Source organism: Clostridium tetani, from assembly GCF_900167265.1.
GTDB lineage: Bacteria > Bacillota > Clostridia > Clostridiales > Clostridiaceae > Clostridium_G > Clostridium_G tetani.
In genome coordinates this window covers 50,540-74,064 of record NZ_FUWT01000006.1, presented here as the reverse complement: position 1 = coordinate 74,064, position 23,525 = coordinate 50,540, and the positions used below count along the sequence as shown (strand labels likewise).

Genomic DNA, 23,525 nt, shown 5'->3' with positions numbered 1-23,525 from the left:
TCTCCACCTACTTCATTTCTATAAATTCTTTAGGATCTTTATTATCTCCCATATACATAAGTTCAAAATGTAAATGGGGTTCTGTAGATTTTCCAGTATTACCACTATGTCCAATAACGTGTCCTTTTCCAATAGTCTGTCCTTTTTTTACATTTATTTTATTAAGATGACCATACTTCGTCTCTATACCATCTCCATGATCTACTAAAATGTATTTACCTAAAGTTGTATCTTCTCCTAAATCTTTAATTTTACCATTATATGAACTTAGCACTTCTGTATTTTCCTTTGCATCTATATCTATTCCATAGTGAAATACTTTACTTTTCTCTATAGGATCCACTCTATAGCCATAATCCGATGTTATAGTTCCTTTTATTGGCACTATAAAATTCTCTTTAGTTTTTTCCATGATTGTTTGTTTACCTGTAGTTTTCTTTTTTATTTTTTCTATATACCCTATAAACTCATCTTCAAGATCTTTGAATTGGATGGTATTTATTTTACTGTATATTTTTTTATAATCATAGTTTTTATTTACAATTTCTTTGGAATAATTGTAAAAGGCTTTTGTTTCAGGAGTTACTATTAATTTACATAGTATTACTATGGAAAATAATACCACAGTTCCAATTAATTGTTTTATGAATTTATTCCATATACTTTTAGATTTTCTTTTTCTATTTCCATTTGTTGACCCTCTGTAAAAGTCAAAATTTCCACCTTTTCCATTTCTAAGCCCTTTATAATATTCTTCATATTGAGAATTATATCCTGACATTACAAATAAACCTCCCTAGTAATTAATCCTATATTATATATATTTACTCTCTATACTAAATATTAATAATGTCAGGATATAATTTAAAAAACTGTTAACTCTATTTTAAAGTTAACAGTCTTTTATTTACTCACCCTAAAAGTTTATTTTCTTTTTTCTCATGCCAACATTCAAAACCAATGCTACAGACATAAATGCAGTGGTTAATGCACTTCCTCCATAACTCATAAATGGTAGAGTTATACCAGATACAGGTACTAACCCTATTGTCATTCCCATATTTTGAAGTATTGAAAATAAAAACATAGATGCCACTCCTACACTTACCATAGTACCAAATCTATCCTTTGAATCTCTGGCTATGTTTATAAATTTATACATTAATATGCCATATAAAACTAGTAAAAACACCGCTCCTATAAAACCCCACTCTTCTCCAACTACTGCAAATATAAAATCTGTATGTGATTCTGGTACAAACCCTCCTGCAACTTGAGTTCCTTTTAAAAATCCTTTTCCAGCAAATCCACCAGAACCTATACCTATTTTTGATTGTACAACTTGTAACCCAACTCCTAATTCATCTGACTCTGGGTTAACAAAGGATATCAATCTTTCCTTCCAGTGAGGTTGCATAAGAGGAGAATTCCATATACCTATTATAGCTACAAATATAGCTGAAAATCCTCCAGCTATTATTTTAGGGTTAAGTCCTGCTATAAATAACATTCCTAAAACGATGAAAAAACACACCATAGTCATTCCCATATCTGGCTGTATAACTATTAATACCATTGGTATTCCAGCATACAAAGCTAGGGTGGAAAGATTTTTTAAATTATTTATATCCCCCTCCATTTGATCTACTTTTTTTGCAATCATCAATATAAGTCCTACCTTTGCAAGTTCTGAAGGTTGTCCTATAGTAACAGAACCTATTTTCAACCAGGATCCTGCTCCATTAACTGTAGATTTAAATATAGTATCATTTAAAAACAATAATATTACTCCAAACCAATATATTATATCCGCATAATTTTCTATTAGGGAATAGTCGATTGCTAACATAAGATAAGTTACAATTAAACCTAATGTAATCCAAACTAATTGCGATTTAAAAACGGCTATACCTACTTTTAAATGAGTTGCGCTGTATATATTTAACGCTCCGAAAAAAGCTATTATTAAACAAATTATTATTATGCTATAATCTAATTCTCTTAACAATTTTTTATTTATTTTCAATTTTTCTAACATTTTTTCTCCCTCCACTACATTATGATTATAACAACTGAATTCAAAAAAAGCTATGTATAATTTATACACAGCCTTTTTAAATGAATAATGAATAATGCACAATTATGGATACCTTTTCCTCCATTGTCATTACAAAAAAATTTTAATTATATAAAACCCTTTTGTTCAGCAAAGCTGAACTTTTATAAGTAGCTAAATCTAAAATACCCTCGATGTTAAGCAAAGCTTAACGAGCTACTCCATAATTCAACTATCTACCTATTTTAAATAAAATTAAAGATTTTCTGACATAAGGAAGAAAATCCTCCTAAATTGTTCATTATTCATTGTTAGTTGTTCATTAAATTCACCTTGTTTTCATAGATTTTATTGGAATGCTTGCTATAAGGGCAGGAGCATTTCCTTCTAACTCTTCAGAATTAGTCATTTTTACATCCAATTCCCCTTCATCTATTTCTACGTATTTTGATATAACCTTCATTATATCTGTTCTTATTTTATCCAATATTTCTGGTGACACGCTACATCTATCGTGTATCAATATAAGTCTAAGTCTATCTCTCGCCACTGCTTGAGGGGAATCTTTCTTGCTAAACATATCAAAGATACTCATATTAATCCTCCCTATTGTACACCGAAAAATTTCTTTAATGTGTTAAAGAACCCTTTTCCATCATTATCAATACTTATAAATGGAACTTCCTCTCCAGTAATTCTTCTAGCTATATTTTTAAACGCTTGTCCTGACTTTGAATTATCATTTAATACTATAGGCTCTCCCCTATTAGTTGATACAGTTATATTTCTATCGTCAGGTACAATGCCTATAAGTTTTATAGCTAAGCTATCTAAAATATCTTGTACCGCTAACATGTCTCCCACTCTCACCATCTCTGGGTTTATCCTATTTATTATTAACTGATGATCTTCTATGCCTTTTGATTCTAATTTACCTATAACCCTATCTGCATCTCTAACTGATGTTACTTCTGGATTTACTACAACTATTGCTCTATCTGCACCAGCTACAGCATTTTCAAATCCTTGTTCTATACCAGCAGGACAATCTATTAAAATATAATCAAAATCATTTCTTAATTCGCTTATTAGATTTAACATATTTTCCTTACTAATATCAGATTTATCTCTTATTTGAGCTGTAGGCAATAAATAAAGATTGTTAAATCTTTTATCTTTTATAAGCGCTTGTTTCAATTTACAGTTTCCATCTATAACATCCATAAGAGTAAAAACAACTCTATTCTCTAATCCCATCAACACATCTAAATTCCTAAGACCAGTATCACCATCTATTACAACTACTTTTTTATCCATAGATGCCAATGCAGTGCCTAAATTAGCTGTAGTAGTTGTTTTTCCAACTCCGCCTTTTCCAGAAGTTATTACTATAGTTTCTCCCATATGATTTCCTCCTCATATAAACTTATTTGGTAGGTAAGGTTCTACTACAATTGTATCTCCCCTTACTTTTGCTATTTCAGGATATTGAGGTTTTACATTGTCTTCTGGTGCTCTAGTTGCTACATCTCCCACTTGAAGCATTTGAGGTTGCATAAAATATGCTGCAACTACTGCCTTTCTATTTCCTCTTACTCCAGCATGTACATATCCTCTCAATGAGCCTAAAACTATTACATTTCCTCCAGCATATATTTCTGAACCTGAGTTCACATCTCCTAATATGACTAGGTTCCCTGGATATCTAATTACTTGTCCACTTCTAACAGTTCTTCTTATAAATTTAGTTTTTCCTTCATATATACCTGAAAAAGGTTTATTTACTTTTTCTTCGGAATCCTCAAATATACAATCTTTTATTAAAAATTCATCAAAAAGTACATCCTTTAATCTTCTAAATTCTCTTTCATTTATATATTTTAATTCCGTGATTATTTTAAGAGTACATCCTTTGTAAAAGAGTCGCCCCTTAGATAACTTTTCCATTAAAGATTCTAACATATCATCAAAATCTCTAAAGTTATTCATATTTATAACTGCATTCAATCCGTCTCTGTTACCTTTTATTATAATATTATTATCTAACATAAATTATAAACCTCCAAAAGCCGACATATAGTATATTTCAACATAAATTAAACAAATCCTTCATTTTCAAATATTTTTTCTAAAAAAGGACACATACATTGTTGTATATGCCCTTAAAATTATTTTTCTTTATAAAACTGAAAATTATAGTTTTGCTTTTTTAACTCTTCTTTAAAATAAGCTTCATACATAGATTTAGCTACAGGAATAACGTATCCTCCATGTGCTCCATCTAATACCATTACAGCTACTGCAATTTCCGGATTATCATAAGGAGCAAAACCTATATACACCGCACCAGAGGTTCTACCTACCTTTTCCTGTATTCTCTCATTGAAAGTAGCTGATCCTGTTTTACCTCCTGTTCTTATAGGAAAATCCCTTAACTGAGACGATCCAGTTCCTTCGTCATCAGATGTAACTGCATACATTCCTTCTTTTACCGCTTCAAGAGTTTCTGGTTTTATGTCTATCTTCTCAATTACTTCTGGTTTTACTTTTTGTATTACATTATTATCTGCATCTAAATACTCATTTACTAAGTGAAGAGAATATCTAGTTCCTCCATTAGCAATCATAGCAACAAAATTTGCTAGCTGTAAAGGTGTAAAATAATTTGACCCCTGACCTATAGAAGCATTATATACATTTCCTGGTCTTTTTGATTCTTCCTTAACACCATTTACCGCTATATTTATTTTATTAACACACTTTGATATATCTCCATCAGTAAATTTTATATCCTTTAACTTTGGATCTTTATCTATTAACTCTCTTAATTGTCCATCTATTTCCTTTGAAAAATTCTTTATACTACTATATCTCATTTCTTCTTTTATAGTATTTTGAATATTTGATTTTATTTCTTTTATGCTATCGCTATCTTCTTCATTTATTTGAATATTTATTCCCTGATTTTTACCTACAACATTTTTTATGGATTTTAATTCATCATATAAATTCCACATATAAATATTTGAAGCTTTATTTTTTTCTGATTGCACATTAAATACTTGCCCAAAATTTTCTGGTATTTCTATTCCTGTAGTAGGAGATTCTTTTCCATTGGGATCTACACCTAGCCCAAATTTCCAAGCGTATTTAGCCAATGTATCTAAACCTTTTTTATAAAGTCTATCTCCAACTTCAAAGAAATAGTAGTTATTGGAACATGCTAATGCATCTACTACATTTAAATTTCCTTTGGAAACAGCATTCCAGCTTCTACCTTTGTAGCCATGCTTAGTGAATACAAGGTTATCATATATAGTTTCAGTTGGTGTTATAACTCCCTCTTCTAAGCCAGCTATTGCTGTTAAAGCCTTAAAGGTAGATCCTGGTGGTGCAAAAGTCGAAGTTGCATAGTTAAAAAATGGTTTAGGATATATATCATATTCATCTTTTCTAGGCACCTTTCCACTAGTTTTTTTATCTTTATTTAAAGGTGGAAATAATTCATCTACAGTAACTGGTAAACTTCTTGCTGCTATATAGTCTTTGGCAAAAGCCTCTAAATCTGGGTTAAAAAATTTATTATATAATTCTGTAGTAAGTTTTCCTGGTACTGCAAAGATATTAGGGTCATATCCTGGTCTACTAGCCAAAGCTAGTATTCCCCCTGTTTTAACATCTATTGCTACAGCTGCCCCTCTTGTGGCATTTGCTGTATTTGCATTATCGTAACTTTGATTTGGATTAGCTCTTAAATCTGCCATTACTTTATCTAAAGTAGTTTCTGCGGCTTTTTGCATTTCTTCATCTACTGTAAGTTTTAACGTTTGTCCAGGATAAGGTTCTCTTCTTGCTAGTTCTTCTATTATTCTTCCCTGTTGATTTAATTTTACTATTCTTCCTCCCTTAGCTCCTTTTAATCTATCTTCAAATACGCTCTCTATTCCTGCAACTCCAACATAATCAGAGTTTACATCATATCCTTTTTCTTTATATTTTTCTGTATCTCCACTTATTTTTGAAATATAGCCTATGAAAGCAGAGCCTAGTTCTCCGTTGGGATAATGTCTCAAAGGTTGAATAGTTACATCTATACCTGGTAATTCATTTAATCTCTCTAGTATTATAAAGGCTGTATTCTTTTGTATGTTACTAGAAATAATTACAGGCTTATATCCTGAAAATCTTTGCATTTTCATGGTATCTCTAATTATCATATACTTTCTTTGGAGCTCTTTATCATACTCCATTTTATCTATACCATATTGACTAATTAATTCTTTATATATTTTTTTAGCTTCTTTTGATTTTACTTTAGAATATTTATCTAATTTATTTTTCAAATCCTCCGAGGGAGAAATATTAAATCTTTTAATAATTTCCTTATAAGCTTCATCTTTATCTACCTCGTATTGCTTTATTAAATTTAAAAAATCCTCTTTAGGATATATTCCATAACTTTCTATTAAATAATTGTAAGTTTCTTCTGGAGAAATTTTTAATAACTCTTTATCTATTTGTTTTTCTTCTTCATCTGTTAATTTGTCTTTCTTACCAGGGAAAAGTTGTTTTTTAACTTTTTCATTTAATCCTCTATCTTTTTTAAATCTAAGCTCCTGCATATTTCTAACATTTTCATCACTAGATTTAAATTCAAATCTATATGGATTAATTTTTAGTTCTAGTTCATCTTGAAATTGTTCCTTATTTTCATTTAATATTTGGAATAATTTATCCATAGTTTGAAAAAAGTATTTTTTATTTTCTGGGGTTTCATTATAAACTAGCATATAGCTTTGTTTATTAGTAGCTAAAACTACTCCCTTTCTATCTATTATATTTCCTCTAGGAGCAGCATCTGGTATCTCTGTTATTGCTGTGGTATTAGCTCTTTCTTTATATTGTTCTGATTTGACTACTTGAAGATATGCTAGCTTATAAGCTATAAGAGAGTAAACCAAAGCTATAGTAATAAAAAAAGCAGTATACCTATTTAGCTGTTTTTTTTTCTTGTTCATGTATCACCATTCCTTAAAATTTCCAATCTTTTTGCATATAATCTAAACTACATAGTTTTAGTGTTAACCTATAAGCTACTATAGATATAATCATATTATATATACCACTAGCAAATACAGGTTTAATATTTAATTTCATCTTCAATGCATAAAATATTATAAATAGTATTAAACCTTTTAATATACTTAATAAAAATTCACTTAAAACAGGAATTAATAACTTTTCCTTAAATATATTTTTTCCTATAAATGCTGCTAAAATGCAGCAAATCATATTGGTAAAAGCATTTATCCCCATTGCATTTATAAAATATAGATCTTGAAGTAACCCTGAAAATACTCCTATCCAAATTCCTTCCCATATTCCATTTATAATTGAATATGATATTATAAATATAAATGTAAGGCTAGGGTAAAAACCCTTAATAGAAAAAAAGGGAATAAAAGAATTATCTAATATAATTAAAATCGTAACTATACAAAATAAAGTTATAACTTTCTTCATTCTTATCCCCCTAATGATTTATACTAAGTTTCTCTTTTGGAACTACAATAAAAACCTCTTCTAGTTTGCTAAAATTCACATAAGGTTGAATTACAGCATTTTTCATAACTTTACCCTTATCTTCCTCAATATCTATAACATATCCTATCTTTATACCTTTAGGATATAATCCTCCGTCTAATCCAGAAGTAAGAATTATGTCCCCTTTTTTTATTTTAGATTCCAATGGAAGATAATATAATTTTGCTAATTGATTATTATTGCTGTCTTTAAATCCTTTAACAACGCCCATATTTTCCCTAGTACTCTGTACAATACCACTAACTGCCATATTTTCATTGGATAATGTTTGAACTTTAGCCCAATTTTCCCCAACTGAAATAACTTGTCCTACCAAACCTTGATTAGTAACCGCTATCATCTGCTTTTCTATTCCATCCTTAAATCCTTTGTTTATAGTGAAACCATCTAAATATACTCCACCGCTCTTACCTATTATATCGCAACCTACATATTCATAACCTTCTGCTTGTCTCTTAAAATTGAGCATCTCTCTTAATTTATTATTTTCTTCTTTTAATGTATCATAAGCCAGTTCCTTATCTTTTAGTTTTTCATTTTGTAATTTTAACTCTTCATAATCAGTTTTTATATCAGAATAATTAAATATTACATAGAAAAAATTTTTTATCCCTCTATTAGTCTTGTAAAAAACACCTTGAACTGAATTAATTGCCTTACCTGTACCACTTTCTGCAATAGACACTTTATTTCTTTTTATACTATAACCTATCAATATTAAAAATGTAACTGACAGTATTACTATAGTCACTGCCAGTTTATTTTTTATAAATTTCATAGTTTATCTTTTTTTATTTTCCATAAGCTTATCTAAAGTATCTAATGCTTTTCCAGCACCGATTGCAACACAATCTATAGCTGTTTCTGCTATATTTACAGGCATATGAGTCTCTTCATTTATAAGCAAGTCTATCCCTTTTAACATGGCTCCTCCACCTGTTAACATAATACCTTTATCAATAATGTCTGAAGCAAGTTCTGGTGGTGTTTTTTCCAAAGTACTTTTTATAGCATCTATTATTGCCGAAATTGGTTCTTGTAATGCTTCTCTAACTTCATTTTCTCTAATATTTATCACCTTAGGAAGTCCTGTTATTAGATCTCTTCCTCTTATTTCCATTATTTTTTCTTCTTCTTCACTCTCATAAGCGGATCCTAATTCTATTTTAACATTTTCAGCCGTTCTTTCACCTATCATTAAATTATATTGTTTCTTTATATAATTAATTATAGCTTGATCTAATTCATCTCCCGCTACTCTTAGGGATTTGCTGGTAACTATTCCCCCTAGAGAAATAATTGCAACCTCTGTAGTACCCCCTCCAATATCTACTACCATACTACCTGTAGGCTCATTAACTGGTAATCCTGCTCCGATGGCAGCAGCCATTGGCTCTTCCATTAAAAGCACTTCTCTTGCTCCCGCTGACTTTGTTGCCTCATCTATAGCTCTTCTCTCAACTTCTGTTACTCCTGAAGGAAAGCAAACCACTATTCTTGGGCTTGTAAATGCACTTTTAGGGCTAACTTTTTCAATAAATTTCTTTAACATAGCTTGAGTAACATCGAAATCAGCAATAACACCATCTTTTAAAGGTCTTATTGCAATTATATTTCCTGGTGTTCTACCTATCATTTGTTTCGCTTCATCACCTACAGCCAAAACCCTTTTAGTATCACTATTAATAGCTACAACTGAAGGTTCCCTTAAAACAACACCCTTTCCCTTTACATATATAAGCGTATTTGCAGTTCCTAAATCTATTCCCATATCTCTAGACATTCCAAATAATCCCATTAATTCTTTCTCCTTTCAATTACAATATGTCTTTTTCTTTTAAACTTATGTAAACACCGTTACCAATTATTATATGATCTAGTAACTCTATCCCAATTAGTTTCCCGCACTCTTTTATTCTATTTGATACATTGATATCTTCTTTGCTTGGAGTAGTATCCCCTGATGGATGATTATGGCATATTATTATTGAATAACTATTATTTTTTATAGCTTCTAAAAATATTTCTCTTGGATGTACTATAGAAGAATTTAAACTACCTATAAATACATCTTTTACTTTTATTACATAATTTTTTGTATTCAATAATATTACTTTTAAATACTCTTGCTTTAACCATCTCATTTCTTCCATTACTAAATAAGCTGCATCTTTTGGATTAGTTATGTTATAATTCTCTCCAGATTTAAAGGATCTAAATCGCTTTGTTAATTCTAAAAGAGCTAATATTTGTGAGGCTTTAGCCTCTCCTACTCCATTTATATTTAACAATTCTCCTCTATTTGCATTAAAAAGTCCATTTAATCCCCCGCATCTTTCTAAAATTCTTGCACACAAGCTTATCACATTTTCACTTTTGTTACCTGTTCTTAAGATTAAAGCTAAAAGTTCTATATTAGAAAGACTTTCCACTCCATATCTTGTTAATTTTTCTCTGGGCCTTTCATTTTCTGGTAAATCCATAATTCTTATAGCATTATTCATACTTAAAATTCTCCTTTATAGATTTACCCCCATCTCCTTTAATAAAAAGTATAATTTATTTATAGGAAGCCCTACAATATTATAATAGCAACCATGAATTTTTTCAACAAAAATACCTCCATACCCTTGAATTCCATATGATCCAGCTTTATCCATAGGCTCTCCAGTTTTTATGTACTCTCTTATCATTTTATCATCCAAATTTGAAAATTTAACTTTACTGCAACTATAGTCAGCTTTTATTTTTTTTGATGATAAGTCGTAAATAACTATTCCCGAATATACCTCATGCACCTCTCCACTCAAAGATTTTAACATTTCATAGGCATGCTCTTTAGATGAAGGTTTTCCCAGAACTTCTCCATTAAAATACACAATTGTATCTGAAGCTATTATAATTCCACTATCTCTTTTTAATTTACTAGCAACATTTAAAGCTTTTCCCTTTGATAATTCCATAACATATTCAGAACAATTACCATTAAATGCAACTTCTTTTTCATCATAATCCGAAGGTATAACTTCAAAATTTTCTACTATTCTTTTTAGTAATTCCTTTCTTCTCTCTGAAGAGGACGCTAGTATAAAATTCATTATTTCACATCCAAACATTCTTTTATTAATGATTATTACCATTATTGTACAAAATATATCATAGTTCATATTTAATTTGCAAAATAATAAACTATAAAAAGATATGTTACTACATATCTTTTTATAGTTTATCATTTAATAAAATGTTAAACAAGTATGTTAACTATATTGTTAAAAGTTTTTTTATATTTAGTAAAACCCTCTTATATTGCTATTATTAACTTTTAATTAATGAAGAAGGAACAAGGGATAATGAACAATAAATAATTATGGACATCTTTTCTCAATTATCATTTCGAAAAGTTTTTAATTTTATAAAATCTTTACATTTAGCTCTTAACTAAAATAGCAATGTTTAGCTTAACTAAACGAGCCTACAAAATAAGATTAAAATTTTTCAGAGCACAGCGAAGAAAAATCTCCTAAATTGTTCATTGTTCATTGTTCATTGCTCTAATGGTTGTTCATTAATAAAAAAACTGTGTCACAGTTTTTTTATTATGAATTTGATATTCTATTTAAAATGTTATAAATAAAAATATACTCCTTAGTAACATTTTGTTTATGTAATTCATCAGGTAATTTATTTATATGATCTTTCAATTCATCTTTTATATTTGAATTTTTATATTTCTTATTGGAACTTTCTAAACTTTTACACCAATTTTTAAATTCTTTTATTTTTATAGATTTAATATCTTTTTCATTTAATTTACTTAGAACTTTAATATATGTTTTTATTATTTCTGATAATTCGGCATCACATTGATTTTCTATTTTAATGCTAAAAGTCATTTTGGAATTATCTATGTTTTTTTCCTTTAGTTTTGTCATCATTAGTTCTCCTTCTTTTTCTTCATATATTCCTACAAAAACTCTTGTTCCTCTATCCTCTTCTACACAAAATGGTTCTCCAAAAGTTCTTAGTTTATTTTTATTACTTTCTAAGTACTCTTTATTCTTAAATAATCCCCCCTGTATAACAACAAATTTCTGTTCTCTTAGTTTTATAGAAGCTTCTTTTTTTACTTCATTTGCTTTATTCACATTATTTTGTACTTTGTCTTCTGAAGATTTTTTAATAAAAATATTAAAAAAAGCACTTCCTACTATAAAAGCCAATAATAATATACCTATTATTATTGCTAAAAATAAAAAGTTACTCTTTCTCTTCTTTTCCAAATCATATCTTGTATACTTAATACCAATCACCTCCAAATTATCTCTATATATAATTAGTATTTTTATATATGTATTTTATGACAACAAAAAACCTAACCTTAAAATATTTTAAAGTTAGGTTATAAATTTTAAAAATAAAAACTAAAACATTCTCCTAGCACCAGCATACCTACTTACATAATAACTACCAGATAAATCACTTACTATAACTTTTCCACCACCAGAGGATGCATGTATAAATTGCCCTCCTCCTACATAAATACCTACATGTGAAATACTGCTGGTAGTATTAAAAAATATTAAATCTCCAGGGATTAATTCAGATTTGCTTACTGGTTTTCCTTCTTCATACTGTGAACCTGTGTAATGATCTAAATTCACTCCAAAGTTTTTGTATACATAGGCAGTAAAACCTGAACAGTCAAAAGAATTTGGTCCTGAAGCTCCCCATACATAAGGCTTTCCCATGAATTGATAAGAATAAGATACTAAATCCACACCTCTAGAACTTCCTCTACTTAAAGAATCTCCATTTTTACTTTGTAATGAACCTGTATCTTTTTTAGGTACAACTATGCATTTATTGGTCTTTACATTTGCTGTTACTACTTTTTTACTAAGAGAATTGGTTGTTCTTATTGGTGCATCTGCTTTTACAATGTTTACCTTGTTTAATCCAAACAAAATAGCACAGAACATAACCATAGAAATTAATAAGTTTTTCGTTTTTTTATTATTCATTTTTTCCACCTTTCTTGCTTCCGAAGTTAGCTGACGGGTTAGGTCAAGGTTTTCCCTTCTTTAAACATTTAAAGATTAACCCCTATTTCTTGGTTCCTCCGTACCTATTTTTTTAAATAGGATTCAGCATAGTACGTATTATAAAATACTTTAAACTAACAAGTCAAGGTTTCTTAACAATTTCTTAAATTTACCTTAATAATATATAACTAATATCCCAAATTTTTATTTACTATTATAACTTTTATTCTTCCCTTTTCTCTTTGTTTTTTTAAGGTCACATAGGCTGCACATATTCTATTATCACTATTACAATCCATACAATACCCAACTTTAGCACAAGGCGTATCTAAATTAAGTCTTTTAGCATTTGCAGGAGAAGCTATAGTTCTTAATCTGATTTCAGCCTCCTCCGTATTTTTAACTATTTTGTTTATACCAGTAACCACAATAACTTCCTTAGGCCCAAATATCATAGCAGCTACCCTATTCCCATTTCCATCTATATTATAAAGTTCTCCTGTTTCAGTTATGGCATTTGTACTACACAAATAAGTATCTGCAAAAAATGCTTCTCTGTATATTCTTCCACATTCTTCTTTTGTTATACCTTCTTTATCTCTATCTAAAAAATTATATTCTCCATTTTTTAAAAGGCTTATAGCCCCTATTTCAAATAAACTTCTTGAACCTCCAGCAGTAATCGTAGATCCTTTCTTTAAAAATTCTTTTATTTTTTCTAAGGCCTCATTTTCATCTTTAACATAATATCCCTCCATGTTGTTTTTCTCTAAAGCTTTTATAACTCTTTCTACTCTTTTTTCTATTGCCCATAAAAGATTTTCATCCATAAAAAAATTCCTACCTTTCTTTTTTTAAAATTATAAAATTATTATATTTATAACCATAATCTTTTTTTATATTTTTTATAACACTATATCCATTCTTATACCAGAATCCCAAATACTTTAGCTTATCATTAGATAACACTGAATAAATATCTTGAACCAAAAATTCTTTTTTTATTTCTTTTGTAAATATATCTAATACCTTAGCTCCTTGTCCTTTATTTCTATATATTTCATAAATATAGAAACAGTTTAACCATATTTCAACTGTATTTGTAAATTCCATTCTTCCCTTTATTATTCCAATACTGTTATCTTTGTTTTTAATTTTAAGAAAAAATTCATTTTCACTTATGTAATATTCTAAAAATCTTTCATATATATAATCAAAACATATATTTTTATTTATACACTCTTTATCTAAACTCAAACTTTGATATATATCTTCTACACAATTCTTAGTTACAGTGGAAAGTTCAATATCATGGTATTTAATAAAAATATCTACCATACCTTCACCTCATCTCCGTATATTTTAATTTCTATAAACTTTCTGAAAATCCTTTCAACTTTTAAATTTATTTAACATATTATGGAAAATAATTGCGTATATATTATTACGAGGATATATTTAAGGAGGTATATTTTATGAATTTTAAATTGACTAAGGAACAAAAATCTTTAAAAGAAATGATTAGAGATTTTGTTAAAAAAGAAATTGAACCCATAGCTGCTAAAAGTGATGAAAGTGGTGAGTTTCCTAAAGAAACCTTTAATAAAATGAAAGATTTGGGGCTTTTAGGTCTTCCTTTCCCAAAAGAATATGGTGGCACAGGTGGAGATTATTTTTCCTATGCTCTAGCTGTTGAAGAAATTTCAAAGGCTTGTGCTGCTACTGGAATTTCTTATTCTGTGTCTACATCCTTATGTGCTTCTCCTATATTACAATATGGAACAGAAGAACAAAAACAAAAATACCTAAGTCAAATAGCTTCTGGTAAAGTATTAGGTGGGTTTGGATTAACAGAGCCTAATGCTGGTACAGATGCTGGTGGTCAACAAACTACTGCTGTATTAGACGGTGACCACTATATACTAAATGGAGAAAAAAAGTTTACAACTAATAGTCCTGTAGCTGATATATTTGTAGTATTTGCTATGACAGATAAAGAAAAAGGCCCAAAGGGTATATCTGCATTTATAGTTGAAAAATCCTTTCCTGGATTTTCTATAGGCAAACTTGAAGATACTATGGGATTAAGAGCTGCAAAAGTAGCTGAAACTATATATAAAGATTGTAAAGTTCCAAAAGAAAATCTTCTTGGCAAAGAAGGTGATGGATTTAAGATCGCTATGCAAACTTTAGATGGAGGTAGAATTGGTGTAGCAGCTCAGGCACTAGGTATAGCACAGGGTGCTTTTGAAAAAGCCAAAAAGTACATGATGGAAAGAAAGCAATTTGGTAAAGCATTGTGTAAATTCCAAGGTCTACAATGGATGATGGCAGATATGGATTTAAAAATAGAACAAGCAAGATATTTAGTTTATAAAGCTGCTTGGGAAAAAGATAATGGATTACCTTATTCACTTTCCGCAGCAAGAGCTAAATTAGCTGCTACAGATGCAGCTATGTTTGTAACTACAGAGGCTGTCCAACTATTTGGTGGATATGGATATATAAAGGACTATCCTGTTGAAAGAATGATGAGAGATGCAAAAATCACTCAAATATATGAAGGTACAAACCAAGTACAAAAAATGGTTATTGCAGGAAATATATTTAGATAAATATAAAAAAAGCCCGATAAGCTAAGCTTAATATCGGGCTTTATATAATTAAAAATTTTTCGTAATAACAATTAAGGAAAATTATTCATAGTTGCTCATTGTTCATTGTTAATTACTATTCATTATCTAGTGTTTTTATCATAGATGGGATTACTTCATATAAATCCCCTACTATTCCATAGTGAGCTATTTGAAAAATCGGTGCGTCTTTATCTTTATTTATAGCTACTATACATTCTGCTTCTTTCATGCCGGCTAAATGTTGTACTGCCCCTGATATACCACAGGCGATATAAAGTTTAGGTCTAACTGATTTACCAGTTTGTCCAACTTGATGCTGGCTATCTATCCATTCAGCATCTACAGCTCCTCTTGATGCCCCTACTTCTCCCTGTAATTTATCAGCCAAATCCTTTAATAATTTAAAACCTTCTTTGTCTCCTAATCCTCTTCCACCAGATACTATTATATTGGCTTCTTCTAATGCAATTTCTTTTTTCTTTTTCTTTATTATGTCTATAACCAATGCATTTTTATCCTCTTTTCCTAATTTGAAATCAATTTTTTCCACTTTCCCAACTACATTTTCCTTTAATACGGCCTTTTCCATTACTCCTGGTCTTACAGTAGACATCTGAGGTCTATGTTCTTCACAAACTATAGTCGCCATTAAATTTCCCCCAAAGGCAGGTCTTGTCATTAATAGATTTCCTGTATCTTCTTCTATATCTAGGGAAGTACAATCTGCTGTTAGACCAGTTTTAAGTCTTACAGCAAGTCTTGGTGCTAAATCTCTCCCTATGGTAGTAGCTCCTAAAAGTATAATTTCCGGTTTTCGTTTATTTACTAGTTCGGTTATAACTCTAGTATAAGCTTCTGTAGAATAAATTTCTAGAAATTTATCCTCTATATACATAACATGGTCTGCACCATATTTAATTATATCCCTTGCTAGGCTATCTATTTTATTTCCTAATAATATACCTTTCAATTTTACTCCTAGTTTATCTGCTATTTTTCTACCTTCTCCTAAAAGTTCCAAAGATACATTAGCTATTCTTCCTTCTCTTTGCTCTATAAAAACCCAAACATCCTTATAATCTTTTACCTTCATAGTTAAGCCTCCTATATTATTTGTTTTTCTCTAAGCTTTGAAACTAATTTATATGAAGCTTCCTCAGCTGTTCCTTCTATTATTTCCCCTTGAGAACTTATTGAAGGAGTAAAGGATTTTTTTACTTTAGTAGGGGATCCATTAAGTCCTATTTTCTCCTCATCTATTTCTAAATCATTTGCTGTCCATATATCAATTCTTTTTTCTCTATGAGCTTTATATATTCCAGCAATGGATGGATATCTTGGTTCATTTAATTCTTTTATAGCCGTTAAAAGTATTGGCATTTTCGATTTTATTACATATGAACCTTCCTCTATATCCCTATTAACAATTAGCTCTCTTCCATTTACATCCAATCCACTTACATAAGTTATTTGAGGTATCTTTAAATGTTCTGCAATACCTGGTCCTACCTGTGCTGTATCTCCATCTATTGCTTGTCTTCCACAAAATATTATGTCATAGTCTCCTATCTTTTTAATGACTGAAGATAATATATAGGATGTAGCTAATGTATCTGAACCTGCAAATTTTCTATCACTTAATAAAATCCCCTTATCAACTCCCATAGCTAAAGCTTCTCTTAGTGCACTTTCCGATTGAAGGGGGCCCATAGTTATTGCTATTACTTTAGTGCCTTTTATTTTATCTTTTATTTTTAATGCCTCTTCTATAGCATTTTTATCATCAGGATTTATTATGCTAGGAATTCCATCTCTTATTAATGTTCCTTTTATAGGATCTATTCTTACCTCTGTGGTATCTGGTACTTGTTTTATACAAACTACTATGTTCATATTAAATCACCTCTTATCTAATATATTTTTAGAGATTACCATTTTTTGTACTTCTGAAGTACCTTCATATATCTCTGTAATTTTAGCATCTCTCATCATTCTCTCTAAAGGATAGTCCTTCATGTATCCATACCCACCATGTAGCTGAACTGCTTTTATAGTAACATCCATTGCAGTTTCTGCTGCAAATAATTTTGCCATAGCAGCATCTTTATTTACATTTTCTCCGTTATCAAATTTTACTGCAGCCTTTTGCACTAATAGTCTTGAAGCATTTATCCTTGTTTCCATATCTGCTAACATCCATTGTAAACCTTGAAAAGAAGATAGAGGTCTTCCAAACTGTTCTCTTTCCTTTAAGTAATCTACAGTTCTATCCATAGCACCTTGAGCAATTCCAACTGCTTGTGATGCCATGGCAATTCTTCCACCATCCAACGCTTGCATTGCAATTTTAAAACCTCGTCCCTCTTTACCTATCATATTTTCTTTTGGTATCACACAATTTTTAAATATTAATTCTGATGTGGAAGATGCTCTTATACCCATTTTGTTTTCTTTTTTTCCTATATAAAACCCTGGATGATCCTTCTCTATTATAAAACCTGTAATTCCCCTTGTTCCTTTACTCTTATCTGTCATTCCAAATACTATATAAACCCCTGCTTCTCCACCATTAGTTATAAAACATTTTTGACCATTTAATATATAATTATCTCCCTGTTTTATAGCCTTAGTATTTTGACTGGCAGAATCTGTTCCTGCATTAGGCTCTGTTAATGCAAAAGCTCCTATTTTATTGCCTTTCACCAAATCATATAAATATTTTTCCTTTTGATAATCTGTTCCATACTTTTCTATTATCCAACAAGGTATATTATGAACTGCTAATATAGCTGCAGTAGATGCACAATGCTTTGCTATTTCTTCTATACACATTGAAAAAACTAATTCATTTTGCCCAGCCCCTCCACATTCTAATGGAAAGGGAATACCTAACATATTTAATTTAGCCATTTTCTTTATACTTTCTCTTGGAAATTCACCTGTTTCGTCTATCTTAGCTGCTATTGGTTCTATTTCTTTTTCTGTAAATTCCCTTACAACTTTTAATATCATCTTTTGCTCTTCATTTATATTAAAATCCATCTTTCTCCCTCCTATTACAAACAATGGGGCTGTCACACTAAGGAATTTACATACAATATATTGTATATTCTTAATGCGACAGCTCCATTGCTTAATGAATAACTAAAATTAGACAATTAATAACTATAGATACTTTTCTTCATTGTTCACTGTACACTATCATAGGTTCCTATAAATTCTGTACATAAAATTGGTTCTTCCAATACATCTATAGCACTAGGCTGATTTTCAATCTTAGGATTAGTTGCTATTTTAAAGGTTCTACATTGTATCTTCTTCTTACTTCCATCTTCCCCTATTATTCTTCCAACCATTTCTAAATAATCTCCTGCAAATATAGGGTTATATAATCTTATCATTTCATATTCTATACATTTTCCTTCATTGCCTTCAGTCATAATCATAAGCCTTTCTGCTACATCTCCCATAAGTCTTATAGAACGAGAGCCATTTACAACTCCACCGCCATAAAATACATCCTTTGATGACATTCTTATACGCATCTTTGTTTCATAATTTTTACTAGGTTTTCTAAAAGTCATTTATAACTCCCCTTTCCTTATTCTAACTCTTTCCATGGATTTTCAACTATTCCCGATGGTTGAACCCCTCTTTGAAGGTCTTTCTTTACTACTAAAACAGAGTAACCTTCCCCGCAGAGAATGGGAGTTTCTAAATAATCTATTTCTCTTTCTCCTGCTTCTAATCTTCCATTTTTTATAGCTGGTGTAGCAATTTTATATGTTTCTAACTTACAGGTTCTAGAAGTATTTCCCACTTTAACTAAGGTAGCCTTTATATCAAGTTGGTCTCCTACATATATTTCATGATAAAATTTTACATCATTGTATCCTAAACATAGAGACTCATCTCCATCAACTAGAATCATAAGTTCTGTCTCAGCATCTCCCCAAAAATCCAATTGTCTTCCTACTGCTATAACATCTCCTAAATTATTTCCATCTTCAGGAGTCATTTTATAGTTTAATATTGCTTCCTTTCTCATAAATTAATCCCCCTTATATAATTAAATTATCCCTTGCTCTTCTAATATTTTAAGTTCTTTTTCATCTACTCCAAATTCTTTAAGAACCTCTGCATTGTGTTGTCCAAGTAATGGTGCTGGTGTTTCTACACTGCCTGGTGTTTGGGATAATTTTATAGGAACACCTTGGAAGTACATTTCCCCTATAGTTGGATGCTCTATAGTAACCATCATTTCTCTTGCCTTTATATGTGGATGATCTATAGCTTCTTGCATATTAAGTACTGGTCCACAAGGAATTCCTGCCTTATCAAACATTTCTTCTAATTCTTTTTTATTTTTAATTTTAATCCAGTCAACTATAATATTTTTTAAATCTGGAAGATAGTTTTGACATCTTAAATCATTAGTTTTAAATCTTTCGTCATTAATTAATTCAGGTTTCTCCATTAGGTTACAGAATTTTTCCCAAAGCTTATCATTTCCAACTCCTACTGCTATATATCCATCTTGAACTTCATATATATCGAAAGGAGCTATAGAAGGGTCTATGTTACCTTGCCTTTCTGGAACAACTCCTGTCATTGTATTTACAATTATTGAATTTTCTAAAAGAGTAAATATTGTGTCTAGCATTGCTACATCTACAGTTTGACCTACTCCTGTTTTCTCTCTATTGTAAAGTGCCATTAAAACTCCCACGCAAAGATATATTCCAGTAACATTATCAGCTACTGATGGTCCAACTTTTGTAGGAGGTCCTTCTGGGAATCCTGTTAAATTAACCATTCCTCCCATGGATTGAGCCACTATATCATAACAAGGTCTATTGGATAAAGGGCCATATTGTCCAAAGCCTGATCCTGATGCATAAATTATTTTAGGATTTATTTTCTTTAAAGTTTCATAATCTATTCCTAATTTCTCCATAACTCCTACTCTAAAGTTTTCTACTACAACATCTGCTTCTTTTGCCATTTTATAAAAGATTTCTTTTCCTCTTTCTGTTTTTAAATTTAAAGTAATACCTTTTTTATTTCTATTTAAAAATGCATAAAATCCACTTTCTCCACTTTTAGGATCTAAAGGTCCCCAGGTTCTACATTGATCACCCTTTGGACTTTCTATTTTTATTACATCTGCTCCATTATCTGCTAAAAGAGTTGTGCAAAATGGGCCATTATAAGCATGAGTTAAATCTAATACCTTTAATCCTGATAACGCTTTTCTCATAATAATCCTCCTCAAATAATTTATTGTTTTATAAATATTAATTACAGTAAATACTATGAGCATTCAAAAGAGTTTATTCCTTTAAATTCCAAATTTAATTATAAATCCCTCTGTTCTTTTTCCTGTGTAGTATTAAACTTATTACAATAGCTGTACAGGTTATAGGTATCCACCCTAACCCCATAGATGTTAATGGAACCTTATTATAAACAACTTCGAGAATTCCTGTATTTATTCTAAACATTTTTAAATAAGTTAAAACACCCTCATATATGCCCCATATAAAAGAAACTACCATGGCTACCCTGTAAGAAGAAAATACCTTTTCTCTATATTCTAGGTTTGGTATAAAAGCATAGAATAAAGTCATAGTTATACCTGCGGGATAAACTATATCTAATAGCGGTGCTGCAAGTTCTACAATAGATGAAAGACCTAGTACTGTTACAAATGCACTTATAATTAGAGTAATACCTGCTGACTTTTTATAGGACACCCTATTATTTGTAATTTCTTGAAAGAAATTAGCAGTAGCTACTGCTAGTCCTATAGCAGTGGTTAAGGCTGCAAAAAGTAGTGCAATGTTAAATATTGCACCTCCTACAGTTCCCCATAATTTTAAAACTACAGCAGAATAAAGGGCAGAATATCTTAAATCTTCAAATATGCCTCCTGTGTAAGACCCAACTATCATGTGCCCTAAGTGAGTTAATGTAAGCATGGTAATTCCAATTATGCCAACCTTTATTAAATTAGAATTTATATGCTCCTCCGCTATTCCCTTAAACCTTAAATCATCAATAATTATAGTTGCAAATACTAGAGCACATATAAGTTCTGCTGTAGCATAACCATTTTTAAATCCATAAGCAAAGGCATTGACAGTATATAATTTAGGATTTTGAACTGCTAGTGGAAACATTATTCCTTTTCCTATTACAGCCACCACCGCTATTACTAATACTGGAAATAATATTTTGCTTACTTTATCTACAGCATCTGATTTTTGAGCTATGAACCAATAAGTTATAAGATAATATATTATGGAAAATATCAAAGGTGCTACAAAGGATTCAGGACTAAATCCACTTACCTGTAGAAAAGCATCCCATGCTGCTGCACTCATTCTAGGTATGCAAAATAGAGGTCCTAACACTAACATTGCTATACTGCAAAAAGCTTTTCCAAAGCCTGGTGATACTTTACCTGCCATAGTATAGAAAGTACCCTTTGATCTGGCTAAGGCTAAATAACCTAATAATGGGAAAAATAATGCTGTTAAATATATACCTATAAATGCTAGAAATACACTGCTCCCACTTTCTTTTCCCCAGGTCATAGGCCATATCATACTGGAACCTCCAAAATGCATTGCAAAGATTGCTCCCCCTACTAGCAAGTATTTCATTGGTGTCAATCTAGCTCTACCATCCTCCAAAATAAATCCCCCTTATTTTAATTTACTTTTTACAGTTTATTATTAGCTTTTAACCTTTATTACAATAATTCCCTCTTTTTGTTATGTAATATTTTACAAATGCGTAACTACGTTCTATAATAATAACTTAACAGAACGCATATATTTATTAGGGGGGTATAAAAATGAAAAAAATTCTTAAAATCATAATAGCTATAGTATTATTATTTATAGCTAAGCCTTTCATTGGTAAGGCATATTATAAAATTAATGCACCAGAGCATATAAAAAACTTTTCGAAAAAAGAAGCTTTAGAAGATTATGATTATATGTGGAATGTACTTGAAAAGAATTATCCCTGTTTTAATGTACTAGAGAGAAAATATGGGGTTAATATAAAGAACGTAAAAGAGGAGAATCGTAGAAAAATACAGAATGCAAAAAAAGTGGATTTTAAATACTTTAATGATATTTTAAATAAATCCATTAATAAATTTCCACATGTAGCGCATTTGTATGTCCTGGATTTAGAAAATTATATAAGACTACGTCAAACTACTAGTGCTCTGAATAAAAGTGAAATTGAAGAATTATTTAAAGATAGATATAAAGTAGCAATTAATAAGAAAAGTGAGGAAACCTATAAATATATTTATAGTATAAAAAGTGGAAGTAATAAAATGGAAAGTAAATTTAATAATTCTAATTCAAATAAATCCTATGGTGATAAAAACCTAGTATTTCATGACATTGATAAAGATACTTGCTATGTAAAAATTCATACTTTTAATCATGATTTTGTAAAGATAAATACAGATAAGCTTTTGAATTTTTATAAGGAAAATGCTAACAAAAAGAACTTGGTAATTGATTTAACAAGGTGTAATGGTGGTTCAGATTATTATTGGATAACTAATATAGTGGCACCTAATATTGATAAAGAGTTAAAATTATATAATCAATATGCACTATATAAAAATGGGGATATATTGAACGATGAATGGGTGAAAGAACATAGAAATGAGGAGCATACTAAAATGACTACAGATTTTTCAGAGGTCTTAAAACTTCCTAAAATAAGAAAAGAGGATTTAAAGGATTTAAAATATCTTGAAATCTCTAAATCAATTCCATATAATGTTAAGCCACTATCAAAGGAAAAATTATTTAAAGGAAAGATTTATGTCTTAGTTAGTAAATGGGTTCAATCATCCGGGGAGAGTTTTGCTGAATATTGTAAAAATACAGGCTTTGCAACATTAATTGGACCAAAAACTGGAGGGAATAGTCCTGCTATGAGTCCTGTTTATAATGTGCTTCCTAATAGTGGGTTGATGCTTTCATATCAAATAGATTATAAATTAAATCCAGATGGAACTTGTAATAGTGAATTTGGAATAGCTCCAGACATTATTAGTAAGGAAGATGAAGAACCATTAGATACTTTTAAAAGGGTAATTACTAAAGAAAAGTAATATAATATATTTAAAAAAATTATCTATTCTTATAA

Annotated in this window: 24 protein-coding genes and 1 riboswitch; of the genes, 2 read left to right on the top strand and 22 right to left on the bottom strand. The window is 30.0% G+C overall.

Annotated elements, in window-relative coordinates:
* Positions 1-7: 7 nt before the first annotated feature.
* From B5D21_RS06025 to B5D21_RS05955, 15 genes are all read right to left on the bottom strand, one after another.
* Positions 8-781: a M23 family metallopeptidase gene (locus tag B5D21_RS06025; RefSeq protein WP_011100224.1), complete on the bottom strand. Its 774-nt coding sequence runs from the start codon at positions 779-781 to the stop codon at positions 8-10.
* A gap of 135 nt (positions 782-916) precedes the next feature.
* Positions 917-2,038, bottom strand: coding sequence for a rod shape-determining protein RodA (gene rodA, locus B5D21_RS06020; protein ID WP_035109110.1), 1,122 nt, complete (start codon positions 2,036-2,038; stop codon positions 917-919).
* A 346-nt stretch (positions 2,039-2,384) separates the two neighbouring features.
* A complete protein-coding gene (gene minE, locus B5D21_RS06015; protein ID WP_023439057.1) occupies positions 2,385-2,651 on the bottom strand; it encodes a cell division topological specificity factor MinE in 267 nt (88 codons plus the stop codon).
* Between the two features lie 11 nt (positions 2,652-2,662).
* Entirely contained in the window at positions 2,663-3,460 is a 798-nt protein-coding gene (gene minD / locus B5D21_RS06010; RefSeq protein WP_011100226.1) for a septum site-determining protein MinD, read from the bottom strand.
* Positions 3,461-3,472: 12 nt separating this feature from the next.
* Positions 3,473-4,105: a septum site-determining protein MinC gene (minC, locus tag B5D21_RS06005; protein ID WP_011100227.1), complete on the bottom strand. Its 633-nt coding sequence runs from the start codon at positions 4,103-4,105 to the stop codon at positions 3,473-3,475.
* A 119-nt stretch (positions 4,106-4,224) separates the two neighbouring features.
* Entirely contained in the window at positions 4,225-7,074 is a 2,850-nt protein-coding gene (locus B5D21_RS06000; protein ID WP_052040320.1) for a penicillin-binding transpeptidase domain-containing protein, read from the bottom strand.
* Positions 7,075-7,087: 13 nt separating this feature from the next.
* Positions 7,088-7,579 carry a rod shape-determining protein MreD gene (gene mreD / locus B5D21_RS05995; RefSeq protein WP_011100229.1) on the bottom strand — a complete coding sequence of 164 codons (492 nt, stop codon included), beginning with the start codon at positions 7,577-7,579 and terminating at the stop codon, positions 7,088-7,090.
* A 10-nt stretch (positions 7,580-7,589) separates the two neighbouring features.
* On the bottom strand, positions 7,590-8,438 hold the full coding sequence (gene mreC, locus B5D21_RS05990; RefSeq protein WP_011100230.1) for a rod shape-determining protein MreC: 849 nt from the start codon (positions 8,436-8,438) through the stop codon (positions 7,590-7,592).
* A 3-nt stretch (positions 8,439-8,441) separates the two neighbouring features.
* On the bottom strand, positions 8,442-9,458 hold the full coding sequence (locus B5D21_RS05985; protein WP_011100231.1) for a rod shape-determining protein: 1,017 nt from the start codon (positions 9,456-9,458) through the stop codon (positions 8,442-8,444).
* Positions 9,459-9,477: 19 nt separating this feature from the next.
* Positions 9,478-10,164, bottom strand: a complete 687-nt coding sequence (gene radC, locus B5D21_RS05980; RefSeq protein WP_011100232.1) for a RadC family protein — start codon at positions 10,162-10,164, stop codon at positions 9,478-9,480.
* A gap of 15 nt (positions 10,165-10,179) precedes the next feature.
* Positions 10,180-10,758, bottom strand: a complete 579-nt coding sequence (locus B5D21_RS05975; protein WP_035109104.1) for a Maf-like protein — start codon at positions 10,756-10,758, stop codon at positions 10,180-10,182.
* Between the two features lie 498 nt (positions 10,759-11,256).
* Complete coding sequence (locus B5D21_RS05970; protein WP_052040319.1) at positions 11,257-11,940, bottom strand: hypothetical protein; 684 nt, start codon at positions 11,938-11,940, stop codon at positions 11,257-11,259.
* 141 nt (positions 11,941-12,081) lie between these two features.
* Positions 12,082-12,681, bottom strand: coding sequence for a C40 family peptidase (locus B5D21_RS05965; protein WP_035124557.1), 600 nt, complete (start codon positions 12,679-12,681; stop codon positions 12,082-12,084).
* A riboswitch (cyclic di-AMP (ydaO/yuaA leader) is annotated at positions 12,682-12,820 on the bottom strand.
* 70 nt (positions 12,821-12,890) lie between these two features.
* Positions 12,891-13,532, bottom strand: a complete 642-nt coding sequence (locus tag B5D21_RS05960; protein WP_011100236.1) for a lactate utilization protein — start codon at positions 13,530-13,532, stop codon at positions 12,891-12,893.
* Between the two features lie 10 nt (positions 13,533-13,542).
* Positions 13,543-14,040 (bottom strand): GNAT family N-acetyltransferase, encoded by a 498-nt coding sequence (locus B5D21_RS05955; protein ID WP_011100237.1) that lies wholly within the window; start codon positions 14,038-14,040, stop codon positions 13,543-13,545.
* Positions 14,041-14,177: 137 nt separating this feature from the next.
* On the opposite strand from B5D21_RS05955, the gene B5D21_RS05950 reads away from it, so the two are divergent.
* Entirely contained in the window at positions 14,178-15,317 is a 1,140-nt protein-coding gene (locus tag B5D21_RS05950; protein ID WP_035109098.1) for an acyl-CoA dehydrogenase, read from the top strand.
* Between the two features lie 115 nt (positions 15,318-15,432).
* Here B5D21_RS05950 and B5D21_RS05945 read toward each other — a convergent pair whose 3' ends face one another.
* The 7 genes from B5D21_RS05945 to B5D21_RS05915 all read right to left on the bottom strand — a co-directional run bounded on the left by B5D21_RS05945 (position 15,433) and on the right by B5D21_RS05915 (position 22,036).
* Positions 15,433-16,431 (bottom strand): electron transfer flavoprotein subunit alpha/FixB family protein, encoded by a 999-nt coding sequence (locus tag B5D21_RS05945; protein ID WP_011100239.1) that lies wholly within the window; start codon positions 16,429-16,431, stop codon positions 15,433-15,435.
* Between the two features lie 11 nt (positions 16,432-16,442).
* Positions 16,443-17,231, bottom strand: a complete 789-nt coding sequence (locus B5D21_RS05940) for an electron transfer flavoprotein subunit beta/FixA family protein (protein WP_011100240.1) — start codon at positions 17,229-17,231, stop codon at positions 16,443-16,445.
* Between the two features lie 6 nt (positions 17,232-17,237).
* A complete protein-coding gene (locus B5D21_RS05935) occupies positions 17,238-18,380 on the bottom strand; it encodes an acyl-CoA dehydrogenase (protein ID WP_035109095.1) in 1,143 nt (380 codons plus the stop codon).
* Between the two features lie 146 nt (positions 18,381-18,526).
* A complete protein-coding gene (locus B5D21_RS05930) occupies positions 18,527-18,922 on the bottom strand; it encodes a hotdog fold domain-containing protein (protein ID WP_011100242.1) in 396 nt (131 codons plus the stop codon).
* 17 nt (positions 18,923-18,939) lie between these two features.
* Positions 18,940-19,386, bottom strand: coding sequence for a hypothetical protein (locus B5D21_RS05925; protein WP_011100243.1), 447 nt, complete (start codon positions 19,384-19,386; stop codon positions 18,940-18,942).
* Between the two features lie 21 nt (positions 19,387-19,407).
* Complete coding sequence (locus B5D21_RS05920) at positions 19,408-20,598, bottom strand: CaiB/BaiF CoA transferase family protein (protein WP_035109094.1); 1,191 nt, start codon at positions 20,596-20,598, stop codon at positions 19,408-19,410.
* A 94-nt stretch (positions 20,599-20,692) separates the two neighbouring features.
* On the bottom strand, positions 20,693-22,036 hold the full coding sequence (locus B5D21_RS05915; RefSeq protein ID WP_011100245.1) for a branched-chain amino acid transport system II carrier protein: 1,344 nt from the start codon (positions 22,034-22,036) through the stop codon (positions 20,693-20,695).
* A 164-nt stretch (positions 22,037-22,200) separates the two neighbouring features.
* On the opposite strand from B5D21_RS05915, the gene B5D21_RS05910 reads away from it, so the two are divergent.
* Positions 22,201-23,490 (top strand): S41 family peptidase, encoded by a 1,290-nt coding sequence (locus B5D21_RS05910; RefSeq protein ID WP_011100246.1) that lies wholly within the window; start codon positions 22,201-22,203, stop codon positions 23,488-23,490.
* Positions 23,491-23,525: the final 35 nt, after the last annotated feature.